General features: G+C 38.3%; 26 protein-coding genes and 1 tRNA gene. 13 read left to right on the top strand and 14 right to left on the bottom strand.

Annotated features, from left to right (window positions below):
* Window positions 1-32: 32 nt before the first annotated feature.
* Complete coding sequence (locus ACYVFA_RS27075) at window positions 33-878, bottom strand: sugar phosphate isomerase/epimerase family protein (protein WP_460474993.1); 846 nt, start codon at window positions 876-878, stop codon at window positions 33-35.
* A gap of 154 nt (window positions 879-1,032) precedes the next feature.
* Here ACYVFA_RS27075 and ACYVFA_RS27070 point away from each other — a divergent pair, with 154 nt between their 5' ends.
* Together ACYVFA_RS27070 and ACYVFA_RS27065 are read left to right on the top strand one after the other, a co-directional pair.
* Window positions 1,033-1,908 carry an AraC family transcriptional regulator gene (locus tag ACYVFA_RS27070; RefSeq protein WP_460474992.1) on the top strand — a complete coding sequence of 292 codons (876 nt, stop codon included), beginning with the start codon at window positions 1,033-1,035 and terminating at the stop codon, window positions 1,906-1,908.
* Window positions 1,909-2,057: 149 nt separating this feature from the next.
* The gene (locus tag ACYVFA_RS27065) at window positions 2,058-3,404 is read left to right on the top strand and encodes a flavin monoamine oxidase family protein (RefSeq protein ID WP_460474991.1); all 1,347 of its coding nucleotides are present in this window, start codon (window positions 2,058-2,060) and stop codon (window positions 3,402-3,404) included.
* Here the strand turns inward: ACYVFA_RS27065 and ACYVFA_RS27060 are convergent.
* The 3 genes from ACYVFA_RS27060 to ACYVFA_RS27050 all read right to left on the bottom strand — a co-directional run bounded on the left by ACYVFA_RS27060 (window position 3,401) and on the right by ACYVFA_RS27050 (window position 5,361).
* Entirely contained in the window at window positions 3,401-4,189 is a 789-nt protein-coding gene (locus ACYVFA_RS27060) for a Rossmann-fold NAD(P)-binding domain-containing protein (RefSeq protein ID WP_460474990.1), read from the bottom strand. The genes ACYVFA_RS27065 and ACYVFA_RS27060 overlap by 4 nt on opposite strands.
* Before the next feature lie 93 nt (window positions 4,190-4,282).
* Window positions 4,283-4,900, bottom strand: coding sequence for a YceI family protein (locus ACYVFA_RS27055; protein ID WP_460474989.1), 618 nt, complete (start codon window positions 4,898-4,900; stop codon window positions 4,283-4,285).
* Window positions 4,901-4,962: 62 nt separating this feature from the next.
* Window positions 4,963-5,361 carry a hypothetical protein gene (locus ACYVFA_RS27050; RefSeq protein ID WP_460474988.1) on the bottom strand — a complete coding sequence of 133 codons (399 nt, stop codon included), beginning with the start codon at window positions 5,359-5,361 and terminating at the stop codon, window positions 4,963-4,965.
* A 138-nt stretch (window positions 5,362-5,499) separates the two neighbouring features.
* Here ACYVFA_RS27050 and ACYVFA_RS27045 point away from each other — a divergent pair, with 138 nt between their 5' ends.
* The 4 genes from ACYVFA_RS27045 (at window position 5,500) to gmk (ending at window position 8,408) form a co-directional block, all read left to right on the top strand.
* A complete protein-coding gene (locus ACYVFA_RS27045) occupies window positions 5,500-6,387 on the top strand; it encodes a winged helix-turn-helix domain-containing protein (protein WP_460474987.1) in 888 nt (295 codons plus the stop codon).
* A 253-nt stretch (window positions 6,388-6,640) separates the two neighbouring features.
* Window positions 6,641-7,252 (top strand): sigma-70 family RNA polymerase sigma factor, encoded by a 612-nt coding sequence (locus ACYVFA_RS27040; RefSeq protein WP_460474986.1) that lies wholly within the window; start codon window positions 6,641-6,643, stop codon window positions 7,250-7,252.
* 137 nt (window positions 7,253-7,389) lie between these two features.
* The gene (locus ACYVFA_RS27035) at window positions 7,390-7,689 is read left to right on the top strand and encodes a hypothetical protein (protein ID WP_460474985.1); all 300 of its coding nucleotides are present in this window, start codon (window positions 7,390-7,392) and stop codon (window positions 7,687-7,689) included.
* A 113-nt stretch (window positions 7,690-7,802) separates the two neighbouring features.
* Window positions 7,803-8,408 (top strand): guanylate kinase, encoded by a 606-nt coding sequence (gene gmk / locus ACYVFA_RS27030; protein WP_460474984.1) that lies wholly within the window; start codon window positions 7,803-7,805, stop codon window positions 8,406-8,408.
* Between the two features lie 190 nt (window positions 8,409-8,598).
* Here gmk and purH read toward each other — a convergent pair whose 3' ends face one another.
* The 4 genes from purH to ACYVFA_RS27010 form a co-directional block, all read right to left on the bottom strand.
* Entirely contained in the window at window positions 8,599-10,119 is a 1,521-nt protein-coding gene (purH, locus tag ACYVFA_RS27025) for a bifunctional phosphoribosylaminoimidazolecarboxamide formyltransferase/inosine monophosphate cyclohydrolase (RefSeq protein ID WP_460474983.1), read from the bottom strand.
* Window positions 10,120-10,463: 344 nt separating this feature from the next.
* Window positions 10,464-11,015 carry an ATP:cob(I)alamin adenosyltransferase gene (locus ACYVFA_RS27020; protein WP_460474982.1) on the bottom strand — a complete coding sequence of 184 codons (552 nt, stop codon included), beginning with the start codon at window positions 11,013-11,015 and terminating at the stop codon, window positions 10,464-10,466.
* Complete coding sequence (locus ACYVFA_RS27015; protein ID WP_460474981.1) at window positions 11,016-13,496, bottom strand: hypothetical protein; 2,481 nt, start codon at window positions 13,494-13,496, stop codon at window positions 11,016-11,018.
* Window positions 13,450-14,472: a hypothetical protein gene (locus ACYVFA_RS27010; protein WP_460474980.1), complete on the bottom strand. Its 1,023-nt coding sequence runs from the start codon at window positions 14,470-14,472 to the stop codon at window positions 13,450-13,452. The genes ACYVFA_RS27015 and ACYVFA_RS27010 overlap by 47 nt, the downstream gene beginning before the upstream one ends.
* 325 nt (window positions 14,473-14,797) lie before the next feature.
* Between ACYVFA_RS27010 and ACYVFA_RS27005 the strand changes: the two genes are divergently transcribed.
* From ACYVFA_RS27005 to nusG, 7 genes are all read left to right on the top strand, one after another.
* The gene (locus ACYVFA_RS27005) at window positions 14,798-15,304 is read left to right on the top strand and encodes a hypothetical protein (protein ID WP_460474979.1); all 507 of its coding nucleotides are present in this window, start codon (window positions 14,798-14,800) and stop codon (window positions 15,302-15,304) included.
* A gap of 25 nt (window positions 15,305-15,329) precedes the next feature.
* A complete protein-coding gene (locus ACYVFA_RS27000) occupies window positions 15,330-16,523 on the top strand; it encodes an S-adenosylmethionine:tRNA ribosyltransferase-isomerase (protein WP_460474978.1) in 1,194 nt (397 codons plus the stop codon).
* Window positions 16,524-16,589: 66 nt separating this feature from the next.
* On the top strand, window positions 16,590-17,291 hold the full coding sequence (locus ACYVFA_RS26995; protein ID WP_460474977.1) for a porin family protein: 702 nt from the start codon (window positions 16,590-16,592) through the stop codon (window positions 17,289-17,291).
* Window positions 17,292-17,430: 139 nt separating this feature from the next.
* Window positions 17,431-18,744 (top strand): tyrosine--tRNA ligase, encoded by a 1,314-nt coding sequence (tyrS, locus tag ACYVFA_RS26990; protein ID WP_460474976.1) that lies wholly within the window; start codon window positions 17,431-17,433, stop codon window positions 18,742-18,744.
* Window positions 18,745-18,851: 107 nt separating this feature from the next.
* Window positions 18,852-18,922: transfer RNA gene (locus ACYVFA_RS26985), tRNA-Trp, on the top strand.
* A gap of 26 nt (window positions 18,923-18,948) precedes the next feature.
* Window positions 18,949-19,131 carry a preprotein translocase subunit SecE gene (secE, locus tag ACYVFA_RS26980; RefSeq protein WP_340235123.1) on the top strand — a complete coding sequence of 61 codons (183 nt, stop codon included), beginning with the start codon at window positions 18,949-18,951 and terminating at the stop codon, window positions 19,129-19,131.
* A 24-nt stretch (window positions 19,132-19,155) separates the two neighbouring features.
* Window positions 19,156-19,707 carry a transcription termination/antitermination protein NusG gene (gene nusG, locus ACYVFA_RS26975; RefSeq protein WP_460474975.1) on the top strand — a complete coding sequence of 184 codons (552 nt, stop codon included), beginning with the start codon at window positions 19,156-19,158 and terminating at the stop codon, window positions 19,705-19,707.
* A gap of 83 nt (window positions 19,708-19,790) precedes the next feature.
* Here nusG and ACYVFA_RS26970 read toward each other — a convergent pair whose 3' ends face one another.
* The 6 genes from ACYVFA_RS26970 to ACYVFA_RS26945 form a co-directional block, all read right to left on the bottom strand.
* Complete coding sequence (locus ACYVFA_RS26970; RefSeq protein WP_460474974.1) at window positions 19,791-21,017, bottom strand: RNA polymerase sigma factor; 1,227 nt, start codon at window positions 21,015-21,017, stop codon at window positions 19,791-19,793.
* Between the two features lie 54 nt (window positions 21,018-21,071).
* Window positions 21,072-21,425: a YciI family protein gene (locus ACYVFA_RS26965; RefSeq protein ID WP_460474973.1), complete on the bottom strand. Its 354-nt coding sequence runs from the start codon at window positions 21,423-21,425 to the stop codon at window positions 21,072-21,074.
* 228 nt (window positions 21,426-21,653) lie between these two features.
* Window positions 21,654-22,355 carry a hypothetical protein gene (locus ACYVFA_RS26960; protein ID WP_460474972.1) on the bottom strand — a complete coding sequence of 234 codons (702 nt, stop codon included), beginning with the start codon at window positions 22,353-22,355 and terminating at the stop codon, window positions 21,654-21,656.
* A gap of 94 nt (window positions 22,356-22,449) precedes the next feature.
* Complete coding sequence (locus ACYVFA_RS26955; RefSeq protein WP_460474971.1) at window positions 22,450-23,241, bottom strand: DKNYY domain-containing protein; 792 nt, start codon at window positions 23,239-23,241, stop codon at window positions 22,450-22,452.
* A 4-nt stretch (window positions 23,242-23,245) separates the two neighbouring features.
* A complete protein-coding gene (locus ACYVFA_RS26950) occupies window positions 23,246-23,848 on the bottom strand; it encodes a hypothetical protein (protein WP_460474970.1) in 603 nt (200 codons plus the stop codon).
* 169 nt (window positions 23,849-24,017) lie between these two features.
* The gene (locus tag ACYVFA_RS26945; protein ID WP_460474969.1) at window positions 24,018-24,428 is read right to left on the bottom strand and encodes a hypothetical protein; all 411 of its coding nucleotides are present in this window, start codon (window positions 24,426-24,428) and stop codon (window positions 24,018-24,020) included.

Genomic DNA, 24,428 nt, shown 5'->3' with positions numbered 1-24,428 from the left:
AATTGTTTTAGGTTAGCGTCAAATCCGTTTCTTTAATAAGGAATACTCGGTGTGCCTGGATTTTCAGCAAGACTATTTTTTAAAAAACTAAGACTATCTTTCATTAATTGTGTTTCCGAATCAAACATTTTTCGCCAGATATTGGCCACTGACAGTTTTTGACTGAATGCTTCTACCGATAGCCAGCCATCATATCTGATTTCGTGTAATGCCTTGAAAACATCTTCCCAGTTCACATTGCCTGTGCCTACAGTACTACGGTCGTTTTCAGAAACCTGTACGTGAACCAGATGCTTGGATAATTTTCTGATGGCATCTCCCAGATTCTTTTCCTCTATATTAGCATGGAAAGTATCAAACATGATTTTGCAAGCCGGGTGGTCAATATCTTCTACCAGTTTGATTAACTCATCGCTTGATGATACTAAGTAACTTTCAAAACGATTCAGGTATTCCAATCCTAAAGTGATACCAAAGCTATCAGCATAATCGGCTAATTCTCTCAGGTTATCTACTGCCCATCGCCACTCTTGCTCAGTAGCAGGTTGTCCTGTAAATTGACCTAAGGCAGAGTGATAAGGGCCGTTTAGTAAATTAGCGCCTAAAACCATCGCACAATCAACAGCCAGTTTATTACGCTCCAACGTGGCTTTTCGCATGGCAGGATCCGGGCTGATCTGGTTGAAATCAGGGCCACAAATCGTTACCGCAATTCTATCCAGTTCTAATTCATCCAATTTCTCCCGCCACTTATACCAATGCGTAGGGTCTGTATCAAAAATTGGTACTTCAACGCCATCAAACCCCAGCGCTTTTATTTGTTCTAATACCGGAAAAAGACTCTCATTAATTTCAGTTCCCCACAAAAGGAGATTCATTCCAAACTTCATGCTGATTTTCTTAAATTTTCACATTACAAAACTATCTTAAAATAGTACAAATAAATAAGCCTACTTTTACTGATACTGACTGTATTTTGACTTTATTTGTTTTTATATCTAAATTTATGGTTAAAATTGAGAATAGTCTATTATGAAACCTCTGCTCAAAAAATCAGTTGAAAGTGCAGTTTATTCCTTTACCCTGAAAGAATTAATTGAGCCGCATTTCGACCCAAACTGGCATTTTCACCCGCATTATCAGTTGTTTACAGTGCTGGAAGGGAGCGGCACAAGATTTATAGGAGACAATATCCGGCACTTTGAAGCAGGCGATACGGTTTTCCTTGGTCCTAATATTCCACATCTATGGCAGAGCGACCGGGCTTATTTTGAGCATGACCCTGATTTAATTACGCATGGCATTGTGATTTATTTTACCGAAGATTTTCTGGGCAATGGCTTTTTTGAGAAAAGCGAAATGCACAACCTAAAACAATTACTGGAACGAGGCGAGCGTGGATTGGATATAGTGGGAGAAACTAAAGAGTACATTCGGGAAGAATTGCTAAGCCTACACAATTTTGAAGGTTTTGAACGAGTATTAAAGTTTTTATCCATGCTTCATCATTTAGCGCAATCGAATGACTATGAATACATTGCCAGTTTCGGCTATGTAAATACCCACAAAGTTTCAGAAACAGAGCGGATGCAAAAAGTGCATGAGTATGTAATGAAACATTTTAAAGAAGAAGTGCGATTGAGTGAACTGGCTTCATTAGTGAGTATGAGTGATTCTGCTTTTTGTCGTTACTTTAAAAGCCGTACCAATAAACCCTTTTTTGATTTCATAGCCGAGATTCGCATCGGCCATGCCTGTAAATTGCTTCATGAGGGGAATCTGAGTATTACACAAGTTGCCTATGATAGTGGATACAATACCATTTCTAATTTTAACCGTCAGTTTAAAGAAATTACTGGCAAAACGCCTCTTTTGTATCAGAAAGAATATAACAAGGGTATCAGATAGCTTTCGCCGCATAATAAAAAATTCAACAATTACTATTCTTGATGCTCACAGATAAAGTATATTTGTAAAGGATGGGTTTTATGAATGATGTTTCTCTGAAGAGGGAGACATCATTTTTTTTTCATTGCTAATATATCTATTATTTAACCATGAAACGACGCTCATTCCTTGGCCTGGCTGCTTCTAGCGCTATCCTGCTCAATAATCAAGCTACCTTTGCCCATACAATTAAACCTTCTAAAGTTATTATTCTTGGGGCAGGATTTTCTGGCCTTTCTGCTGCGCTTACACTTTTTGATAAGAAAATAGACTTCGTAGTTTTAGAATCACGAAACCGGATCGGTGGACGGGTATTTACACATAAAATTGATGAACAAGCCGATTTGCGCGTGGAATTAGGTGCTGAATGGGTAGGGGAGTCGCATGGAGAAGTGAAGAAATTGTGTGAGCGTTTCAAGATTCAATTAAACGATAATCGCTTTGATACCGACTTGTATTTCAGAGGTAAGTATAGCAAAGTAAATAAATGGGATTTTGATGCCGACTGGAAGAAGAAACTGGAAGATTTGCTGGAAAAATTTAAAAATCTGAATGCCGAGCAACAGAAACAATTCGACAGATTGAATTGGTGGAGATACTTAGTGAATAATGGTATCCCTGAAAATGATTTGTATTTCAGAGAATTGTTAGATAGTACTGATTTTGGTGAGAGTATCAGACACGTATCAGCTTATGCCGCTATCAGTGAATATGCCTATTCTAGCAAGAAGAATGAAATGGATTTGAAGATGGAAGGGGGTAATAGCACCTTAGCTAATAAAATTGCTGATTTAATAGGCAGAGAAAAAATTCTGATGGAGCACCATGTAGATGCCATTATTCAGAAAGGCAAATCAATAAGTGTGAAGTGTGCTAATGGAAAAACCTTCGATGCTGATAGAGTAATCTGTACTGTTCCGACTTTTGCCTTAAGTCAGATAAGTTTCGCACCCGCATTGCCTAAAGCAAAACAACATGCCTTAGATGCCCTACAATATGCTCGTATCAATAAATGCGTAGGGTTGTTCAGTCAGCGCTTCTGGAAACGGGAAGATTTTGATATGATAACCGATACACCAGCGCATTACTTCTATCATGCTACCAAAAACCAGAATCATGCCAGAGGCGCACTTACTTCTTATAGCATTGGCGAAAAAGCAGATATGTTTGGCTGGCATGGCGATGATTACCGCCGCCAAACCTTGATTGACTCTATCAGGCCGCTAGGAGATGCCCGTAATTACCTGCAAAAAGTATTCAATTATAACTGGGGACAAGACCGTTATTCGAAAGGGGCTTATGCCATGTATGGCACAGGACAGTGGTTTACACTTCAACCGGAATTGAAAAAGCCCCACCTGAACATCCATTTTGCCGGAGAGCATCTGGCCGAATGGCAGGGCTTTATGGAAGGAGCGATTGTATCAGGCCGTGATGCGGCTTTAGAAGCAATTTAAACCGCAGTGGTGCGGCCACCATCTACCGGAATACTCACGCCATTGACAGAACTTGCGGCGGGTGAACATAGAAAGGCAATAACTGCGCCTGTTTCTTCGGGTGCGGTGAACCGACCGATAGGAATATCTTTAATCAGGTCTTGTTCAACGGCTTCAATACTTTTATTAGTTGCTTTGGCTCTGGTTTCGTTGACTTTTTCTAATCTGGCTGTGGTAGTATAGCCGGGCAATACATTATTGGTGGTAATACCATATCTACCCAATTCATTTGCCATTGATTTCGCCCAGTTGCCCATTGCTCCACGAATGGTATTTGATACACCCAAACCAATGATTGGTTGTTTCATGCCCACTGACGTAATATTTACGATTCTCCCAAAGCCTGCTTGTTTCATACTTGGTACTACAGCCTGCGCTAATATTTGTGCCGATACGATGTGCTCAGTAAAAGTTTGCGTAAACTGTGCCACATCAGCCTCAATGATAGGGCCACCAGAAGGGCCGCCAGTATTATTAATCAGAATATGTACTTCAGGATATTGGGCCAGATATTGCTCAATCGCAGGTTTTATTTGAGATGTTTTAGAAAAATCAATTACCAGATATCGATGTACCTGATTGGGTTTGTGCGGGAGTTCTTTTACTACTTCCTTCAATTTATCTTCATTGCGGGCAATTAAGGTAATATTAGCCCCTAATAGTGCTAATTCTATCGCCGCTGCTTTGCCAATGCCTTGTGTGCTGCCACAAACCAGGGCGGTTGTGCCTATTAAATCCAGATTCATGTGATGAGTTTTTTGGCAAAGGTAACGCCCCTAACCCCTAAAGGGGAATTAAAAACAAATAAATAAATATTTGTGTGAATCTGAAACACCCCTTTAGGGGCTGGGGGTATTTTTATTAAACACCAGACTCATAGTAAGTTTAATGTTATTCGGAATCAAATCATCTTTCATTTGAGATAAAAAACTATAAGATTTATAAGTGATGCCCCACAAAGTACGGTCAATCGTAACTGATGCCTGAGCTTTTAACTGAGCACCCTCTGTACTGATAATGGCTGGAAAAGTAATCACATTACTGATGCCTTTTAATGTCAGATTACCCGTAATGGTATACTCATTAGGCTTGGCATTGGGGATGATTTTTGTAATGACAAAAGTAGATAGAGGGAAACGTATGGTTGAGAAGAAATCATCAGAATGTAAATGTTCAACTACTCCTTTATTACGTTCTCCCGTTTTTGGATTAATACTATCGATACTTTTCATGTTTATTACAAACTTACCTCCTTTGGCTTTGCCAGTCGCAGCATTTACTAAAGTGCCGGAAGTTAATTGTAGCGTTCCTTCATGGGGCTTACCAGCAAATGGTACGTCCTGCCAGATGAGCTGACTTTCTTTATTGACTACTTCATAAATAATATCAGCAGGCGCTTTTACTTGTGAAAAGGTTGAATAGGAAAGAAAAAATAATACGATAAATAGCTTTTTCATTGATATTGTAGGTGTAAGCATATATTTTTTGTGGCGCGAACGGCCTGTTCGCACCACAAGTTTTATTTAACTAGAATTTCATTATGTGGCAAGGCATACTGCTTATCAGTGGTAAGCAATACAATCTGGTCACCTTTTTTGCATTGAGATAATACCTTCTGCACATCTACTTTCATAAAATCTTCTTTAGAAAACAGTGTGATAGTTTGAGTATCTTTTTCTTTGATAGCTATCTTAAAAGGTATCTTATCTACTGCTTTACTTTCGGTAGGAGATAAGTTAACAGTATTCACTGTCAGATCTCCGGTAGCTTTCAAAGAAATTTCATTTTTATAGCCCGTTTTAGTATATTGGTCTACAATCATTTTATTTCCTAAAAAGGCGGCTGAACAAATGTGCTGACTGAAACAGGCCTGCGAGAAAGCACAGCAAAAGAATGCGATGGTGATAAGTTTTTTCATAAAGATGATTTTTTTGATTAAACAATTAGCCAAATGTAGGAGAGGTAAAACGGGCAGAAGTAAAATGAATGTAAAAAAATGTAAATTGCGTGTAACTCTACTGATTTTAAGATAGCTTTACCATAATTTTGTCAGATTATGAAACCAAGAATTTATATCATTTGCCTTGCCGTATTTTCAGCGATCGCGCTTTCGGCAGCAGCTCTTGCCACCGACGATTCGCAGGAGTTTTTAGAGAAAAGAGCCGTATTGGTAGTGCGCGAAATCGGGCATCAGTTATTGCAGCACTCGGGAGATTTAACCTCGAGGGTAATGCCTGTGAAGAAAATTAATAAAAATACCTTCCAGCTGGAGTTCCAGAGCGAGTTTGCTTTTATGCCTGACACGCTGATGAAAATCGTACATCAGCGCCTGAGTTCAGCCCATTTACCCCTTGATTATATGGTAAACGTATATAACTGCGTTAGCCCTGAACTGGTGTTTGGCTACGAGATTAAGAGTAAAGGAAATGATGTATTAGCCTGTATGGGAAGGCCACAGCCCAAAGATTGTTACAAGATTCAGATTGAGTTTACAGGTAATTATAGAGCTTCTCAACCCATGAATATCTGGTGGGCAGTAGGTTTTATTCTGGCTGGTGGAACACTTTTTTCATTATTCAATAAAAAATTTTTTAAGAAAAAAAGCGAGACCGAGCCTGTTCCTGTCACTATTGAAGACACCCCATTTATCGGCATCGGTAAGTATACTTTTTACCCGGATAGAGCCTTGCTGAAACAAGGAGAAGAACAGGTTGAACTGTCTGACAAGGAAGCAAAATTGCTTAGCATTTTTGCTGCGAATCAGAACCAGGTAATAGAGCGCGACAGGCTTTTAAAAGAAGTCTGGGAAGACGAAGGTGTATTTGTAGTAGGCAGAAGTCTGGATGTTTTTGTATCTAAACTCAGAAAAAAATTACAAGGAGACGATGCCATCAAGATTAACAGTATCCATGGGAAAGGGTATAAACTAGAAGTAATAGCATAATAATAAGTAAAGAAAAGCGTAATAATTTCTTTAAATAGCGCTTTTTATTGTTAAGTAATTACAAATTTTGGGTAAATTTTTCCATTCATACATATAATTCGTCCTCCTAAGTATTTTTGGTTTTCTGCTGAGAATATTATATTTTTCTTGCTAAAATTCGTAACTTTACCGAAATTATGGAGGACTATACATTATAAGCTACTACAGTACTTGTAAAATGCTCTTTACAGGTTTTTAAAAAGCAAACACGCTTATGGAAGAAGAAATAATAGAAATAGAAAGATATTCTGAGAAAGAAAAATATGCGGTCTTTGATAAGGAGTTCATGCCACACATAGACTCGATGTATAACTTTGCTTTTCGCTTGACAAATGACGAGGACGATGCCAACGACCTTGTACAAGATACCTATCTGAAAGCCTTTAGATTTATCAATTCATTTGAACGTGGAACTAATGCAAAAGCGTGGTTGTTTAGAATCTTGAAAAACAGTTTCATTAACGACTATCGCAAGAAAAGTAAGGAACCATCAAAGGTTGATTATCAGGACGTTGAGACTACCTACAACTCGGTAGAAGATGCCGAAATGGAGGCAACAACCGACTTGCGTACGGAGACTGTTCAGGACATGATTGGCGATGAAGTTGCCAATGCGCTTAACAGCTTGCCGGTTGATTTTCGTACAGTAATTATCCTTTGTGATATTGAAGGATTTACCTACGAAGAGATGGCAAAAATTTTGGATATCCCTATCGGAACGGTACGGTCGAGGTTGCACAGAGCAAGAAATTTGTTGAAAGAGAAGCTGAAAAGTTATGCTTCATCGATGGGTTATAAAACCGATGAGATGGCAGAACAGGATTAAGCTGCCGGTCTTAAGGAGACTTTACTACAAAGAATATTTTACTAACGATATATGCTTATGGTTGATATACCAGGGGCATCATTAACAAAACATTTACAGAGAGGGAAGTAGAACAATGTCCCCTAAACATTATACCAATGAAAGAAAGGTGTGAAAATCATCAAAAGTGTATGCAGATGATACAGGCTGTACTTGATGGATCGGCATCTGCCGCTGAGGTAGAACATTTTAAGTTACACATGGACGATTGTCTACCATGTATAGAGGGTTACAAACTGGAGAAAAGCATAAAAGATGCACTTCTGGTGAAAATGGAGAAAAAATGCTGTCCACAGGCGACAGTAGTAGATATAAGAGCAAAAATTGGCTTAGGATTGGTAGTATTAGGGTTCATAGTAGCAGAACTAAAACTGTATCATTTGTTGTTTAGTTGTTAAATTCCCTATCTTTGCAAGATATTCAGCCATCAGGTTTCATAAACTTGGTGGCTTTTTTAATAATTTTATTGTAGCTACATACCTTGTACAAACAAGGCAATAAATCATCCTCAATGAAAGGTAAAGCCATTATTTTTTGCGCTCCCTCCGGTTCGGGAAAAACAACCATTGTTAAGCATCTGCTTGATAAGTATAATTCAAACCTGGGTTTTTCAATTTCGGCGTGTACACGTGATAAACGCGGACGTAATGAAGAAAATGGGAAAGACTATTATTTCCTGAGTATCCACGATTTTAAAGAAAGAATTGATAACGAAGAGTTTATTGAGTGGCAGGAAGTATATCCGGGAGCTTATTATGGCACTTTAAAAACAGAGATTGAAAGGTTGTGGTCAGAAGGTAAAAATGTAATCTTTGATGTAGATGTAAAAGGTGGAGTCAATCTGAAAAATTATTTTGGCGATGATGCACTGGCTATTTATGTAAAAGTGCCTTCAATGGAGGAATTAGAGAGACGATTGAGAAGCAGGGGTACCGATAGTGAAGACAGTATTTCAAGGCGCCTCTACAAAATGAAATTTGAAATGGAGTTTCAGAACAGATTTGATGTGATTTTATTGAATGATGATATTGAAACTTCGTGGCAAAAGGCAGAAGAACTTTATGAAAGTTTTGTGAGAGAAGAGTTGAAGATAGAAAAGAAGCCTTTGGAGGTTTGATAATCCTAAAGCCCGCGTGCCACGCCTATACTCGGAAGAATATGGGTGTGGCACGCTTATTTTGGGAGTAGCCTCAAATATTGGGATAATAAATATTAGGAAATCCTTCTATTGTATAATAGATATTTCTCTAAGTGCCTAAGCAAGCCACACCCTTTTTCGAACGAGTATAGGTGTGACGCGCTGGGTATCAATGCAAGAAATGTCTTACACCCGTTAATACCATCGCTACACCATTTTTATTGCAATAATCAATTGAATCCTGATCACGGATAGAGCCACCCGGCTGAACTACACTAGTGATACCAGCTTCATGCGCAATCTCCACACAGTCAGGGAATGGGAAGAAGGCTTCTGAGGCCATTGCTGCACCTTTCAAATCAAATCCGAACGTATTAGCTTTTTCAATAGCTTGTTTCAAGGCATCTACACGTGAAGTCTGACCTACACCGCAGGCTAATAACTGTCCGTCTTTTGCCAGAACCACATTATTAGATTTCAGGTGTTTACAGATTTTCAAGGCAAATTCTAATGCTTTTACTTCATCTGCCGTCGGAGCTTTTTCAGTAGCTACTTTAAAATCTGCTGCTGTTTCAATCGCATTGTCTTTATCTTGTTCCAGAACCCCGTTCAGAAGCGTGCGGAATTGTTTTTTGCTCAACTCAACCGACTTTCTGATTAATAAACGGCGGTCTTTCTTTTTCTTTAAGATAGTCAATGCTTCTTCATCAAAAGATGGCGCAATTAATATCTCAAAGAACAATTTATGTAATTCTTCGGCAGTAGCCACGTCAACATTCGTATTCGTAATAATTACCCCTCCAAAAGCTGAAACAGGGTCACAAGCCAGGGCATTTACGTACGCTTCTTTTGCTGTTGAAGCAGAGGCTACGCCACAGGCATTATTATGTTTGATAATCACAAATGATGTTTCTTCAAACTCATCAATCAATCGCACACAGGATTCAACATCTATCAGATTATTGTAGGATAACTCCTTGCCATGAATCTGCTCAAACATCTGGTCTAAATCGCCATAAAAAGTAGCTGCCTGATGTGGGTTTTCGCCATAGCGTAATGCTTTTTGTGGTAAGGCTGCAAAGTTTTGTACCTGCGTATATACATCGCCACTGAAATAGGCATGAATAGCCGTATCATATTGCGAACTCATGCCAAAGCCTTCCATGGCATAGCGGCGGCGGTCTTCTAAATCAGTTGCACAGCCTTTGCTTTGCAGGATTTCGAATACATCATCGTATTGGTTACGTGACGATACGATTAATACATCGTTGAAGTTTTTGGCGGCTCCACGAATCAAAGAGATACCACCAATATCTATTTTCTCAATAATATCTTCTTCACTTGCACCAGAGGCAACGGTTTCCTGAAAAGGATATAGGTCAACAATCACTAAATCAATAGACGGAATTTCGAATTGAGCGGCCGTTTGAATATCTCCCTCATTATCTCTGCGATACAAAATACCACCGAAAACTTTTGGATGAAGTGTTTTTACTCGTCCGCCAAAGATAGACGGGTAGCTCGTCAGGTCTTCTACTGCTGTCACAGGTATCCCTAAATCTTCAATGAAACTTTGGGTGCCACCTGTCGAGAAAATCTGTACGTTGTGCTCATGAAGGAGTTTAACTATTTTATCTAAGCCGTCTTTGTAATAAACCGAAATAAGAGCCGATTGTATTGTCTTAGCCATTTTGGAATGATTTTTGCAATATATGAAACGTAAATCTGAAAGTCTCGTGCCAAACTGATTAAGCGTTGGCATAAAAAATGAGAGTGCAAAATTACTGCTTTTTTGGAATACGACAGCATTTTTCGAAAAACATTAGAAAATAGTCGCTATTCGTACAGAAATTAGTCTTTTTTGGGACTTTATGAATGATTAAGTGAAGTGTTTTTTGAGGAATGTTTCTCGAAAAAATACAAATTTTATTCCGACTATCATATCAGGCAAACTAGTGGAGGAACGAATATCCTCGCTAGTGAGCGTTTCTATACTGAGTGCAGGTTTTCGAAAGAGAGCTTGCACATCTTTTTTTACATCCTAGGTTTCCAGGTAATTTCTTCACTGCCCAGCTCCTGCGTCATTTTACGGGAAAGCACAAAAAGATAATCAGATAAGCGATTGATGTACTTAATCACCATTGGATTCACCTCTTCTTCTTCCGATAAGCGAATTACCAAACGCTCGGCTCTACGGCAGACAGTTCGGGCCAAATGTGCAAACGAAACAGATTGATTTCCTCCCGGTAATACAAAAGCTCTTAGTGGGGGAAGTTCTGTATCCATTTTATCCATTTCGTTTTCCAGTAATATAATATCTTCTTCTACTAAACTCGGAATAGGTTTCTTTCTGACTTGCTCCGGCTCGGAAGCCAAATCAGCACCGATAGTAAAGAGTCTATCCTGAATTTCTTTCAGCAAATCCCTACGAGATTCATTGATGGGTTGGTCTCGCACCAGCCCTATCCATGAATTGAGTTCATCTACTGTACCATAAGACTCAATCTTTAAATTTCCTTTGCTGACTCTCCGGCCACCGACCAATGCAGTAGTACCTTTATCTCCGGTTTTAGTATATATTTTCATTTATTTCCCCGCTAAAAAATCCTTATAAGTGCTACATTCTTTAATTAACTGCTCTTCGTAGTTGGTTTGTTGGTATTTGGTCTTCAACAAGTTGAAGTAGGTAGCATATTTTTCTTTTCTCAGTGTTTCTAAAGTTTTGGTTATTTCGGCTTCTTTCTTCTCTCTTTCTCCATCAGGAAGAGAATATAGTCCGTCGTACATAGTACTATAAGCCAACTCATATCTGATTTTCTGACAGGCAGCAGCCAGGTAGCAAGCCTTAGCCGCGGTTTCGGCATTAGGTGCTACACTCATTGCTTTATCAAAATAATACAAAGCTTTTTCAGAAGTATAATAATCGTCTGTTTCATTTTTCTGCTCACCCCCACTCCATGCTCTGCGTAGCAAAATCCAGCTATTGCCAAAGTAGCCCATATTATAGCTACCACAACCTAAGAGCAACCAACTCTCATAATCTTTTGGATTTTTGTCAACTTTCTCTTTTAGCTCAGCCATGCGTATAGCAAAAGAGATAGGGGTAACGGTCTCTTTGGGATTGGCTTCTCCCTGACCATCCAGATGGAAAGGATTGACATCTAAATAAGTTTTGAAAGGCTCTGCGTCCCAGGTTGCAGGTGCAATATGTTTCCACGCTTCGGCAGCTTTGGCATATTGATGCTCTGATAAGGCTCTTCTGCCCAAAACCAAATAAAGGTAGTTATTATCTAACCCGGTGAGTTTAATTAATCGCTTATCAAAATCAGTGTGATTGTTCTTGGCAAAATAATCGAGTGTATAATTGATAGTCGCAGACGAAGTAGAATCTTCAATTGCATACTGGTCTGAACTACTCATAAAGTTAGCTGTTGCTACCCATCCCTCTTCCTGCCTTGAATAACCTAATTGATAGGAGGTAAGCAAAGAAACTAAAAATGCTTTCGCTTTACCTTCTGGTGATGCCTTTACGTTTCTTTCTTCATCTTTTTTACCGAAACAACCGGCAAACCAACCTAATGGCTTACTCTCTTTCACTTGTTTCCCATTCTTCAATGGGCGTGTTTCTCCCCCTTCCGCAAATTCATTCATAGGGGTTGTTCCCAGATATTTAGCAACCAGAATCTTGCAGGCTGCATTGAAATTATTGGCCGTACGGAAGTTATCAGAACGTGAGAAACGTTCTAATAAAGGCATCACTTTTTTTTCCATTTCAGACGTAACCACCGGTGATTCAGTTACAGTCAATATCATTTCCTGTAAGGCAATCTGGTCTTGTACCCCTTTATCATTGGTCGGAATTGCCTTGGCTTTTTGTAGTAATTCATTGGCTTTAGGGTAATCTTGTGCAATAAATGTCAGATAAGCGGCTGCTGTATACCAGAAAGGAGATTTTTTCAAAGTAGCATTCTCGGCAGACTCAAGAGAAAAATCCAGCAATTTGCTGAAATAATCGGGTGCTTCTTTTTTGAGGTTTTCTTTTTTTGTAGAATCCATACTCCAGTAAGAATACTTTAAATCCTGCCAGTTGGTAAAGAAAAACTCTTCATTTTTATTAATCTCGCGAGCCATCACAAACTCCAGCATTGGGTTGTTGATGTCTAGGTCACGCATTTGTTCCATCATAGGCAAAGCATCCTGAAAAGGCAGAACTGCTGTAGCCGCATAGACATTGGCTTTCTCAGCATCGGTTTTACAAAGTGTGATGGCTTCGTTCTGCAATTTAGGTAGATAACTTCTCAGACTTATATGCGCCACTGTTCTGCGCGTAGGAGCCGTAACAAACAACTGTGAAAAATGGTAATAAGCCTGTGTAGAATCTCCGGCATGAGTATAGGCTCCAGCCATACGAGCGCGAGCCCAATCGCTGATAAAAGTTTTAGGAGAAATAGGCTCTACCAGTTTTTTATAGAATTCAATACTTTTCTGTGGATTGCCGGCCATATCGGCTACTTTCACAGCCTGATACGCTAAACGTTCTTTTACAAAGTTATCTTTACTTTGGTCATATTTGGTTTGAATAGCCGTAAGCCATGCATCGTACTCTGTTGCAGGTGCTTTCTCTTGAGATGAAGCCTCCTCTCCTGACATATTTATATCAGTACGCTCTATTTTTCTGGCAAGTGCCAGGTATTCAGCTGCTTCGGTTTTGCCTTTTTGTTGTAGTGCTTCTGTCAGTCCTGTGGTGCTTTTACTATCGGCGTTAGTATACAATTCATCGGTTACTGTTTTTTCATCAACTCCCGCATAAGTAGCCCAGGCTTTGGTATTTTCTACTTGTGCCGGGTCTGTTTTATTATCCTGATCCCAGAAATTATAATTGTATAAAAACTGCGAGGTAAAATTGTAATTATGAAATTGTGCTTCGTTGGCGGCACTTTCGGGAGCAAAAAAGCTCTTGAATTCATCATAGTCAAATGGCTCCGGGCCGCAGGCCATTAGCAGTAAAATGATGATAGATTTAGTCCGGTAACTCAAACGAAACAAAGATCTGGTAGAGTTGTTCATGGCTGTAACTGGATATAGTTTTTGGGTCTAAATAATAGAATGCAAATGTAAGTTTTTGTGTGGATATTTGTTTACTTAAGGCCCTTGAACCTTTTAAAAGTTCTTTATAATCAGGCTCTTCCACCCGAATCATATCACCTGTGCGTAATGAGATACCAAAGGCTTGTACATCTTCCTGCACATAATACCTGTTATCTTCTTTTTTTAGAAATTTCTGCTGGTTCAAAGTCTCAGAATCCAACTTATTGATAACCGTCATAAAACGATTGCCACGATAGAAAATTGCCCATTTGAATATCGGAAAAACCACATCTAATGCCAATGGATATTTGCTGAGGGTTGCGGTATATTGCGAAGCTGCATCCAGGTCATAAATAGAGTTTTTAATCTGCGGCTTTTTCCAGTCTGACATATTATAAAACATTAGCATTCCTCTATCCACGGGTGGAATGCCTGTTTTATGGGCAAACTTAATCTGATGAAGCCTGATAGTAGCCGAAAGTATTTTACCTTGGCAGTGCTTTCTATATAAATCAAGGAATTTGAAATATTTGTTTCTGGTGCCAATTGTCCAATCACAATCAAATTGAATCTCCGTATAGGGTCTGTCGCGCCATATAGTTTTTAATTGGCTTTGAACGAAATCAGCAAAATCTTCCAGACGCGTATCTGCTATTTGTTTAAGGGTTTGATTGGTGATAAAAACGACAGGAACAAGTGACAGTTTTGCCGGAACTGAATCCTGAAATATCAGAGGAGCTTTTATCACAGGTTTATTGGTGGCCGGATTCCAGTCTATATCGAAAGCCTTAATATAAAGCTTATTTACCTGGCAAGTATCAAGTGTTTTTAGTTCCTGAGGGCTTAGCTGGAAAGTTGATTTCCAATAATAAAACGCTCTTGTAACGTCTTTAGGAGGAGTATGCGACCCACAGGCCTGTATCAATAAAACAAGAAAAAGCAGGTAAAAGCGCATGGAGTCTGGTGGCCGGAAAAATTTATCAAATATACAAATCTGCTGAACAAGAGGATGTTTAAATATTGTTTTTCTGACCGAAAAGGATAGATTTTTTTGCTAGACAAGGCGCACTTTGTAGGTGTAGCCAGCAGCTACATCGAAAAAGTGCGACGCAGTATAGATAAAAAAGATGCCTTTGGAGGTCGAACGACAATTTTTAAACATGCTCCAAGATTTTTTGAGAAAAATCTAATTCTCTGACGTAACTTTGCGGCCTCGTGCTAAAGATTATTTCTTTTGACTTTGTTTATACGCTAGCACACAAACCGAAAATTACCCTCTAATGTCAGTATCGCATATATTTTTTAGTTTTTGGCGTAAAGTCTCTATGCCTTTATTAGCCATTACCCTGGTTGTTTGTTATTTTACTTTCCCTGATGGTGTGGCAATTCATTATACTTCATCGGGAAGACCAGACGATTTTATCGATAAACAAGATTTTTTCTATATTGCGTTTGGGTTAATTATAGGTTTAAATTTCTTATTAAATCTGCTAAGAACACAGGTACAGAAAATAAATTTTGCCAAACTCAATGCCAATAGTGTATGGGCAAAAGACCCTGAGGCATTAAAGAATTTATTAGAAAGCTGGTTTAATGCATTTATTGCGGTTATCAATACCTTTATGGTGTTCTTTCTGATAGCGCTGAGCCGAATTAACCGTACAGAAGATCAGAAACTAGACATTAATTATGATTGGCTGATTATAGGAGGAGCAGTGGCATTGCTTATCGTACTTTTCTTCCTGCCAATCCGATTGCTTTATACCAATCCTGCTACAAAAGAATAGAGTCTGCTATAAGCGTTTTTGATGTATGATAAACTTAGATTTAGAAAAATATACGTATCATCTGCCCGATGAGCGCATAGCCCGGTTTCCTGTAGAACCACGGGATATATCTAAGTTATTGGTTTATAAACAATCAGAAATCAGTGAAGACAGATTTTATAATCTGATTAAATACCTGCCGCAAGAATCTTTTCTGGTTTTTAATAATACAAAGGTTATTCCCGCAAGATTATTTTTTCAGAAATCAAGCGGAGCCATTATTGAAATATTTCTGCTGAATCCTGTCGAACCTTCAGGTATCATTTCACAAGTGATGGAAACTACCCAGACTTGTACATGGGCTTGTATGATAGGGAATAAGAAACGGTTGAAAGATACACTGGTAAGCACACATACCATTCATACAACCGATGATCTGGAGTTAGTGGCCGAATTGGTTGATAGCGAGAAAAACCATGTGCAGTTTACCTGGAATAATCCGAATCTGAACTTTGCAGAAATTGTTAAATACTTCGGGCAGATTCCGCTTCCCCCATACTTGAAACGGGAAACCGAAGAGAAGGATTATCAGACCTATCAGACGGTTTACTCTAAAAATGATGGAGCAGTGGCTGCCCCGACAGCAGGCTTACATTTTACAGAGAAAGTACTCTTTGATTTACTAGACCAGGATATTGATTACGAATTCATTACCTTGCACGTAGGCGCAGGGACTTTTCAGCCAATTAAAGTGCAGAATGTGGTAGAACACCAGATGCACTCTGAGCAGATTGTTTTTGAGAAAACCTTTATTGAGCAATTAGCCCGAAAGCTGAGTTTTGTGATTCCGGTAGGTACAACCTCGATGCGTTCGTTGGAAAGTTTATATTGGTTTGGGGTAAAATTGTTGCAAGGGCAGGAGTCTTTTTTTATAGAAAAATTATTTCCATACGAGCAAGAGAAAACTATTAGTGCTGAGGCATCAATACAGGCGATTCTTGACTATATGGAGACCAAAAATATAGAACAACTGATTGGTGAAACCGAAATTTTTATCTTTCCGGGCTATCAGTTCAGAATCTGCAAGGGAATTATTACAAATTTTCACCAGCCCGATTCTACCTTAATCCTGCTTGTAGCGGCATTAGTAGGCGAAGATTGGAGAAAAATTTATGATTTTGCCTTAGAAAATAACTTTCGTTTCCTGAGTTATGGTGATTCTTCGCTATTGATTCCGTAATTTTGCTGTTCGAAATTCGTTATGGTTAAAAACCACTATTCTAAAATATTATTTTAACACTCGCTGATGAAACAATCATTTAGTCAAAAGCATACACCAAATACTTTTTTCTGGGGTTTTACCTCGCTGCTTCTTTTTATTAGTTTTTTGTCTTCTGCCCAAATCAGACCCCTTAGCCAATATGGCTTTAAAGTCGGAACAGGTATTTCAAAAACTGCTATTATTGACAACCCGTCTAATATTACGCCTAAGCTAAGAAATGATTTTAATGTAGGTTTATTCTACCGTCGTAATTTCAATAAATTCAGTGTGCAACCCGAGTTATACTATCAGGTAAGAGGGGGAAGTTTTAAAGCAACTACCAACTTTGCTGAAACAGGCAATACGATTTTGAGAAACCACTACCGATACATAAGTGTTCCTTTGCTGCTAGGGTATGAAGTAGCCAAAAATATCTCTATTGTAGCAGGCCCTGAGTATGGTTATTCATTAAATGCGAATACAAACAAAGGCCCGGATGTAGCCAGTGATTTTAATTTGGTAGGAGGGGTAAGAATTGATATGTTAGATATGGCACATTTGTTCAGTATCAATATCCGCTACGTACATGGCTTATCTAATACGACTAACAAGATTTATATACCTACCGGAGCAGCTGCTGTTCCGCTGACTTTCCAGAACAGAACGTTGCAGATTTCGGCCACCTACAATTTCAGTGATTATTATAACTGGTGGAAAAAACATGGCAAAAGCACAAAAAAGAAATAAATAGACTAACGAAAAAATAAAGAATCGTTTGTAAGTTTGCAAAAATATTGGTGCCACGCCCTGCAAAGCGTGGCACACTTATTAAATATCCATTCTATATTCCCCGTGAGACACGGGCGTGCCGACGAATCGGTTGAGTATGAATTTTATTGAAGAATTACGCTGGCGTGGAATGTTATTCGATGCCATGCCCGGTACAGAAGAGCAACTGAACAAAGAAATGACGGCGGCTTACATTGGTTTCGACCCAACGGCGAAATCATTGCATATCGGTAATCTGGCTACTATCATGTTGCTAAAACATTTTCAGCTGGCAGGGCATAAACCTTTTGCCCTGGTAGGCGGAGCAACCGGTATGATTGGCGATCCATCTTTCAAAGCTGCTGAGCGTCAGTTTTTATCAGAAGACACCTTAAGAGAAAATCAGGAAGGAATTCGTGCCCAATTAGCGAAATTTCTGGATTTTGATTGTGGTGAAAATTCGGCTGAAATTGTGAACAACTACGATTGGTTTAAAGAAATCGGGTTCTTACAGTTTTTGCGCGAAGTAGGAAAGTATCTGAGCGTGAATTACATGATGTCGAAAGACTCGGTAAAGAATCGCCTGGAGACTGGTATTTCTTTTACTGAGTTCTCATATCAGTTATTACAAGGCTACGATTTTTACTGGTTATATAAAAATAAGAATATTCGTCTTCAAATGGGTGGCTCTGACCAATGGGGTAATATTACTACCGGTACAGAGTTGATCCGTAGAAAAGAAGCAAAGGCTGAAATAGACGAAAACGATGCAGAAAGCGGAAGTTCTAAAGCATTTGCGCTCACTACCCCTTTGGTAACTAAAGCCGATGGAACAAAATTTGGCAAATCAGAAGGAGGTAATGTTTGGCTAGATGCAAGTATGACTTCGGTATATGATTTCTATCAGTTTTGGCTCAATCAGCAAGATGATGATGTTCCGCGTTTGCTAAGAGTATTTACATTATATTCAAAAGCAGAAATTGAAGAAATTGAAAAACAGCATGAAGAGGCTAAACATCTGAGAATTGCTCAAAAGGCATTAGGAAAAGATGTAACAATCCGTGTGCACGGTGAAGATGGATATACATTGGCGAAAGAAATAACAGACCGATTATTTAGTAAAACATTGGTAGAAGATTTGAAAACCAATGCCTTTGATGCTAATTTGTTTGATTCAATTTCAATTAAGATCCCTGCTTTTGAAAGCATAGGCGTGGCAACTTTTGCATCAGGGTCATTAAATAATAAAGTTTACGAGTCGGCCAGTGAGGTACGTAGAGCCATTAAGGGTAATGCTTTCAGTATCAATGGAAAGAAAATTACGGATGGTAATTATGCAGTTACCGATAAAGATTTAATTAATGGTAAATGGATGATTGTTTCGTCTGGTAAACAAAAAATTTACCCGGTAGAAATTATATCGGCAGAATAGATATTTAAGTATTACCAAAAGAATATTTACTTTATTTTTTGTTGGGATTTGTGAAGAAAAGAAAAACTGACTATATTTGCATCCCCAAAGAAATTTTGGTAATAAACACGGGCATAGTATAAGGGTAGTACGAGGGTCTCCAAAACCTTTGGTCTGGGTTCGAATCCTGGTGCCCGTGCAAGTATTTTTTGAACATAAGATTTTATGCAACAATTTTTCAAAAACTCTTGGGAAGAAGTAACCAAAGAGGTAACATGGCCAAAGTGGAGTGAACTACAGTCAAGCGCAACGCTTGTATTAGTAGCCTCAATTATATTTGCTTTGGTGGTAGGTGTTATTGATTTTTTGATTGAAAACGGTCTCCGTTTGTTTTACCAATCAGTCTAGAACCTTTAATTTTTTGCTAACGATATGAGCGAAATCAATTGGTATGTTGTAAGAGCAGTTTCGGGGCAGGAGAAAAAGATTAAATCCTACATCGAAAATGAAGCCATTCGTCGCAAATTAAGTGAGTTGGTTCCTACAATTTTAATTCCATCTGAAAAGATAACGGAAGTACGTAATGGTAAAAAGCGTGTTCGTGAGAAAAGCTTTTTTCCGGGATATATTCTTATCAATGCTGACCTGAACAACGGGGAAGTATTGCACATGATTAAAAGTATGCCAGGTGTTATCGGTTTCTTAGGCCGTAACAATGGTACGTCAATGACACCGGAGCCTCTCCGTCAGTCAGAAATCAATCGTATTCTAGGAGTACAGGAAGAAGTAATTGGCGAGGTGATTTCTCCATCTTTGTCTTTCACCAAAGGCGAAAACGTAAAAGTAATCGACGGACCTTTCAGTGGTTTCGATGGTACGGTAGAAGAAATCAACGAAGACAAGAAAAAACTAAGTGTGAGCGTAAAAATCTTTGGTCGCAGCACACCTGTAGAGCTTGGATACGTACAAGTAGAGAAAATGTAATACAATATATTATTCGACGAAATCCCTGTTGCGAAAGCAATGGGGATTTTTGTTTATATGTATCACCGATTTTCAATCGGTTCTTATAACCCATCCATCTGCTTCTGAATCACCTGCCTATCCGCCTGTGTTCCAGCGAATTGATAAGCCTTCTGGAAATTTTCTTTGGCTTTAGCTTTATCAAGTTCTTTATACAGTTCGCCCAATAATGTAAAATAATAAGGGTTATCATTGAGTTTCAATTTTTCGGCTTCTGCAATAGCTTTGGGCTTGCCATAGACTTTAGAAAAAGCAAAGGTTCTGTTTAATGCCGCAATAGGAGAGTACTCGAAAATTAATAACTGGTTATATAATTGCAGAATACTTTCCCATTTTTCGTTAGTGTCTGCCTTAATAGTATGCCAATAAGCGATACTGGATTCTAAATGGTATCTGGAAAATCGAGTACCCTGTGATGCCTGATGCAGATAATAAGCACCTTTATCAATTAATTCTTTATTCCAAAGGCTTTCGTCCTGGTCCTGGTATAAAACGATCTCACCATTCGCATTTTTTCTGGCCTCAAATCGGGAGGCATGAAAACACATCAAAGATAATAATGCTTTTACTTCCGGTAGATTGGTAGATTCATTTTCAATCAATAGATAAGTCAATCGCATGGCTTCCAGACAAAGGTCATTACGTAAAACTGTATCCTGACTTTCGGAATAATAACCCTCATTGAATAATAAATACAATGTTCTTAAAACTGCTTCTAATCTTACTTGAATTTCTGTTTCTACCGGAAACTCAATGGCTACTTTCTCGGTTCGTAGTTTTTCTTTGGCTCTGAAAAGCCGCTTGTTAATAGTTTCTTTATTGCTTAGAAAAGCGTTGGCAATCTCATCAATACCAAACCCGCAAAGAATACGTAGCGCTAAACCAATTTGCGCTTCGATAGAAATACTTGGATGACAAATAGCAAATAACATTTGCAACTGACTATCACTGATGTTTTTATCAGATAAATCGATTTCAATACCCTGATTTTCTTCTAGAGATTGAATGATTTCAGAAGATACTTTAGTATCGAAAATATGATTCCTTACAATATAATTTCGGGCTTTGTTTTTGGCTACAGCATAGAGCCACGCTGTTGGGTTAGGAGGGATGCCCTTATAAGGCCAACTTTCAACCGCTGATAAAAACGTATCACTGACAATATCTTCTGCTGTTTCAATATGCTCTATTCCCAGCAGTTTAGATAAAACAGCCGTTATTTTTCTGAATTCAGTTCTGAATAGATGCGGTATGAGTTCCTGTTGTTGCATGGCCGATGCTATCAAAGAAGCCCCTGCAATTCGCAGGGGCTTGAATATTATTGCTTAATGAACACCATCTCCTTTGGCAATTTTTCTTACTTCCATCGTATTCCCCTCTCCTTGCAAGATGGGTGAACCTTTGGCAAACTCAACTGCTTCATCAATTGATTCGGCTCTGACGATGGCATAACCTCCAATGGTTTCTTTAACATCGCCAAAAGGACCGTTAGTTACCACTCCATTGTGGCTAACTATCTTGCTACCTTCAAAAACTAACCCGTTACCACCTACATATTTATTCTGAGCAGCTATGCCACCAATCCAGTCCATCGTTTGTTTAATCCAGATTTGCATTTGTTCAGGTGAAGCTACTTTGCCACCTTCTTCATGTCTGAAAATTAATAGGTATTCGTCCATTGTTTTTAAGATTTAATGTGAGTAATCGTTTTACAATAACCTATCAAATGAACTGGAAAATATTGGACATGGTTAGATTAAATTTTTTGCAAAAAACTAAAACAGATAAGCCGATCGTAATTATAATATTCAATAGCTGACAGAAACAAGCGTGGAATTATTTATTCTGAAAGATACCTCAGAAGTAGAAGTTTCAAGAAGAAATACGAGAGCAACCAGGCATTCTATCTATTCAACATATTTCTTCATAACCAATTTTTTGATGTTTAGCCCGAATCTGATATTAGACAGATTGCTGGCTGTCAGAAGCAATTGAGAATTGACCAATCCCTTACAGGTAAAGGCACTGAGCGGATTTATCCGGGCATCAATTTTATCAAAAGTGCAATTATCATCAATTTCGAAATTGCAATATTTATTAGTAGTGAGGTCTAATTGCTGAATCTCACAAGCATAAAATCGCATATAACTACTCCGATTATCTACTTTCAGATAGCCCACTCCAAAGTTTGAGAAATAGGTCTGGGTAGCTTCACCCATATAATAATTTATTTCAGGTGTATAAATATACACCTGCTTGGTAATTGGATTTTCTTTAGTTGATTTGGGCGATTTAAGCGTATGAATCAGCAATGTATCTCCTTTGAAGCTCATCTCGACATACTTCATAAATGTCTGATGTAGTTCAACTGAATGTTTTTTGTCGGCATTCAGATATACTTTTATCGGGCCTACATCGCAGTTTACCTTTATATATCTGAATGGTTTCAAAGGTATTTTCTTGAAATCCGTTGGCTGAACCAGCGTATCATATTCGGCAGTTCCGTTAACTTTCTTTAGTTTTTTAGCATGGCTGAAATAATACCAGGTACCAAAGGCAAACAATAATATACCAGCAATAATGAACAGCCATTTATATCTATTAAGCATCTTCTTTATTTTTACTCTACTAACAAATAAAGAAATTTTTAACCAATAATGCTAACGATAGAACAGGTTGATTTTGAGTTATAAAATTTCTGACTTATTGAGTTGGTTTAGGAGTATATGGCTCCCCATTTGAATAATGAAAGTTTTTGTCTCGGGCAATCCCACTTTCTTTATTTACAATGGTAAATGTCGCCATGTCTGCATCAGGCAGTTTTACCCAACTCAAATTCCCTCTATTGTCAACCTTGGTACTCCATATAGCTTTGGCATCTTTAAAGTAATCATTAGAAAGCTTCTGAAAAGTACTACCGTCAGCACCATCAAGAGGTTTTTCTCTCCAATACACATACCTCTTATCACGAGCCAGGTTAAATCCACTTCCACTGCGCATTGGAATGTATTCAAAAGTCGCAGGATCTGCCAATTCTATAACAAAAGGGCCCTTGTAAACATGCTGACGATCACGGCCATACAAAATGCCTTCTGCGGTATGATTCACCGATGTTTCATCATAATTAGGCACTGTTTCAAAAAAATCAGGATCATGGCTAATAATAACTATATAATCCGGATAACTTCCTCCATCAGAAAAAACATAATTTTTATCTTTAGAAAAGAATCCTTCCAGAACTTTAAATGAGGCTGGGTCAGCCTTTTGAATAGGCCTATAACGATAGAAAACCTGATTTTTATCTTTGCCATAAGTTTTATTGATAGCTTTGAATGAAGAAGCATCAGCACCTTGTACCTGATAAGGTGTAGCCGGAAAACCACTGTAAAACATAACCGTATCAGATTCAATATAATACCCGTTTTTAAGACCATTCATACTACAATTGCTGAAAAGAAAGCCTAGCAGACTGAATGGAAATAGTTTCTTTAACATAGATTTAGCGCGTTTGAGATTGTTTATTTAAAATTTTACGGATAAAACCAGTGATACCGCCTGCTATTCCTCCAATAAGAATACTAACCAATAATGTACAAATCAATTGAAGTGGTAAGAATATAAACATCAGGATAGAATATTGATTAGCAGAATCATCGAAAATATCACCCAGATTGATGAACAGATAGATAACCCCTACCAGAAAACCCAAAGTCATGCCAATCAGCGTAAATGCCGAAAAATAAGCGATAGAGGAGACGATTCTTTTAAAAAGCGTTTTACTTTCAACTGGTAAATCAATAATTGTATTTGTATGTGAGATAGGTGTTCTCTTACCTTGAAGAGGTGCTGTATAATCAATAACAGGTGGTTGATATTTGGGAGGATATACTATCTTAACGCGAGAAAAAAGCAGATAAACCCCACTTAAAACTAATCCGCCGATTAATCCTATGGCTAAACTCTGGTAGACTAATAATTCATCTATATACCCATCATATTCACTGACTCCCAGTGCTACTAAACCCATTATTACAATACCCCCTGATGCTGCTCCAAAGACGATTTTTCCTGTTGATGTTCTTGCATTCATGATATGATTCATAACCTTTTGTATTTTAACGATACAAAATTGTGTAAGAAATTAAAATCCCGAAAGGTAGAATCAGTTGCTGGTGAGATTGGCTTTGTAGATGGTAGTATTAGGCAGAAAGATGGAGAAATAATAAAAGCTACCCATAAGAGTAGCTTTTATTATAAAAACGATCGATTATTTACTCTTTCTTAGCTTCCTGACTAAGATTCGGAGTAGGTACAACATTAGTCTGTGTTTCTTTTATAGCTTTATCATAAGCCGCTTTTGCTTCTTTGGCGCTTGTCTCACTGGCCAAACCTAAGGGTTTGAGCGCATTGGTATTAGCACCGCTAGCTGCGGCAGGGATAGGGGTAAAGATAAACTTTAATCCCTCAACTTTTCCTTCACGATAAGCTTTGAGCAAACTTGAGCCTTCAAAACCCTTATTAACGACTGTATTGCTCACATTAGCAGGAGCATACACCCCACCTGGAACTTTATTATTTTTTATCTGGCTACCAACGCTTTCGTTAGAATTATACTCCTGGGCTTTTACCTCTACAACCAATAGAAGTATAAAAGATAGAATAATATAAAATGTCTTTTTCAT

The sequence above is a fragment of the Emticicia fontis genome (genome assembly GCF_054779675.1).
Note: the sequence above shows the minus strand (reverse complement) of the source record. Positions and strands in the feature narration are given on the sequence as shown.

What these genes read in the sequence shown, in the direction of transcription:
- ACYVFA_RS27075 (WP_460474993.1), bottom strand. Translation starts at nt 878, where the DNA reads ATGAATCTCCTTTTGTGGGGAACTGAAATTAATGAGAGTCTTTTTCCG.
- ACYVFA_RS27070 (WP_460474992.1), top strand. Translation starts at nt 1,033, where the DNA reads ATGAAACCTCTGCTCAAAAAATCAGTTGAAAGTGCAGTTTATTCCTTT.
- ACYVFA_RS27065 (WP_460474991.1), top strand. Translation starts at nt 2,058, where the DNA reads ATGAAACGACGCTCATTCCTTGGCCTGGCTGCTTCTAGCGCTATCCTG.
- ACYVFA_RS27060 (WP_460474990.1), bottom strand. Translation starts at nt 4,189, where the DNA reads ATGAATCTGGATTTAATAGGCACAACCGCCCTGGTTTGTGGCAGCACA.
- ACYVFA_RS27055 (WP_460474989.1), bottom strand. Translation starts at nt 4,900, where the DNA reads ATGAAAAAGCTATTTATCGTATTATTTTTTCTTTCCTATTCAACCTTT.
- ACYVFA_RS27050 (WP_460474988.1), bottom strand. Translation starts at nt 5,361, where the DNA reads ATGAAAAAACTTATCACCATCGCATTCTTTTGCTGTGCTTTCTCGCAG.
- ACYVFA_RS27045 (WP_460474987.1), top strand. Translation starts at nt 5,500, where the DNA reads ATGAAACCAAGAATTTATATCATTTGCCTTGCCGTATTTTCAGCGATC.
- ACYVFA_RS27040 (WP_460474986.1), top strand. Translation starts at nt 6,641, where the DNA reads ATGGAAGAAGAAATAATAGAAATAGAAAGATATTCTGAGAAAGAAAAA.
- ACYVFA_RS27035 (WP_460474985.1), top strand. Translation starts at nt 7,390, where the DNA reads ATGAAAGAAAGGTGTGAAAATCATCAAAAGTGTATGCAGATGATACAG.
- gmk (WP_460474984.1), top strand. Translation starts at nt 7,803, where the DNA reads ATGAAAGGTAAAGCCATTATTTTTTGCGCTCCCTCCGGTTCGGGAAAA.
- purH (WP_460474983.1), bottom strand. Translation starts at nt 10,119, where the DNA reads ATGGCTAAGACAATACAATCGGCTCTTATTTCGGTTTATTACAAAGAC.
- ACYVFA_RS27020 (WP_460474982.1), bottom strand. Translation starts at nt 11,015, where the DNA reads ATGAAAATATATACTAAAACCGGAGATAAAGGTACTACTGCATTGGTC.
- ACYVFA_RS27015 (WP_460474981.1), bottom strand. Translation starts at nt 13,496, where the DNA reads ATGAACAACTCTACCAGATCTTTGTTTCGTTTGAGTTACCGGACTAAA.
- ACYVFA_RS27010 (WP_460474980.1), bottom strand. Translation starts at nt 14,472, where the DNA reads ATGCGCTTTTACCTGCTTTTTCTTGTTTTATTGATACAGGCCTGTGGG.
- ACYVFA_RS27005 (WP_460474979.1), top strand. Translation starts at nt 14,798, where the DNA reads ATGTCAGTATCGCATATATTTTTTAGTTTTTGGCGTAAAGTCTCTATG.
- ACYVFA_RS27000 (WP_460474978.1), top strand. Translation starts at nt 15,330, where the DNA reads ATGATAAACTTAGATTTAGAAAAATATACGTATCATCTGCCCGATGAG.
- ACYVFA_RS26995 (WP_460474977.1), top strand. Translation starts at nt 16,590, where the DNA reads ATGAAACAATCATTTAGTCAAAAGCATACACCAAATACTTTTTTCTGG.
- tyrS (WP_460474976.1), top strand. Translation starts at nt 17,431, where the DNA reads ATGAATTTTATTGAAGAATTACGCTGGCGTGGAATGTTATTCGATGCC.
- secE (WP_340235123.1), top strand. Translation starts at nt 18,949, where the DNA reads ATGCAACAATTTTTCAAAAACTCTTGGGAAGAAGTAACCAAAGAGGTA.
- nusG (WP_460474975.1), top strand. Translation starts at nt 19,156, where the DNA reads ATGAGCGAAATCAATTGGTATGTTGTAAGAGCAGTTTCGGGGCAGGAG.
- ACYVFA_RS26970 (WP_460474974.1), bottom strand. Translation starts at nt 21,017, where the DNA reads ATGCAACAACAGGAACTCATACCGCATCTATTCAGAACTGAATTCAGA.
- ACYVFA_RS26965 (WP_460474973.1), bottom strand. Translation starts at nt 21,425, where the DNA reads ATGGACGAATACCTATTAATTTTCAGACATGAAGAAGGTGGCAAAGTA.
- ACYVFA_RS26960 (WP_460474972.1), bottom strand. Translation starts at nt 22,355, where the DNA reads ATGCTTAATAGATATAAATGGCTGTTCATTATTGCTGGTATATTATTG.
- ACYVFA_RS26955 (WP_460474971.1), bottom strand. Translation starts at nt 23,241, where the DNA reads ATGTTAAAGAAACTATTTCCATTCAGTCTGCTAGGCTTTCTTTTCAGC.
- ACYVFA_RS26950 (WP_460474970.1), bottom strand. Translation starts at nt 23,848, where the DNA reads ATGAATCATATCATGAATGCAAGAACATCAACAGGAAAAATCGTCTTT.
- ACYVFA_RS26945 (WP_460474969.1), bottom strand. Translation starts at nt 24,428, where the DNA reads ATGAAAAAGACATTTTATATTATTCTATCTTTTATACTTCTATTGGTT.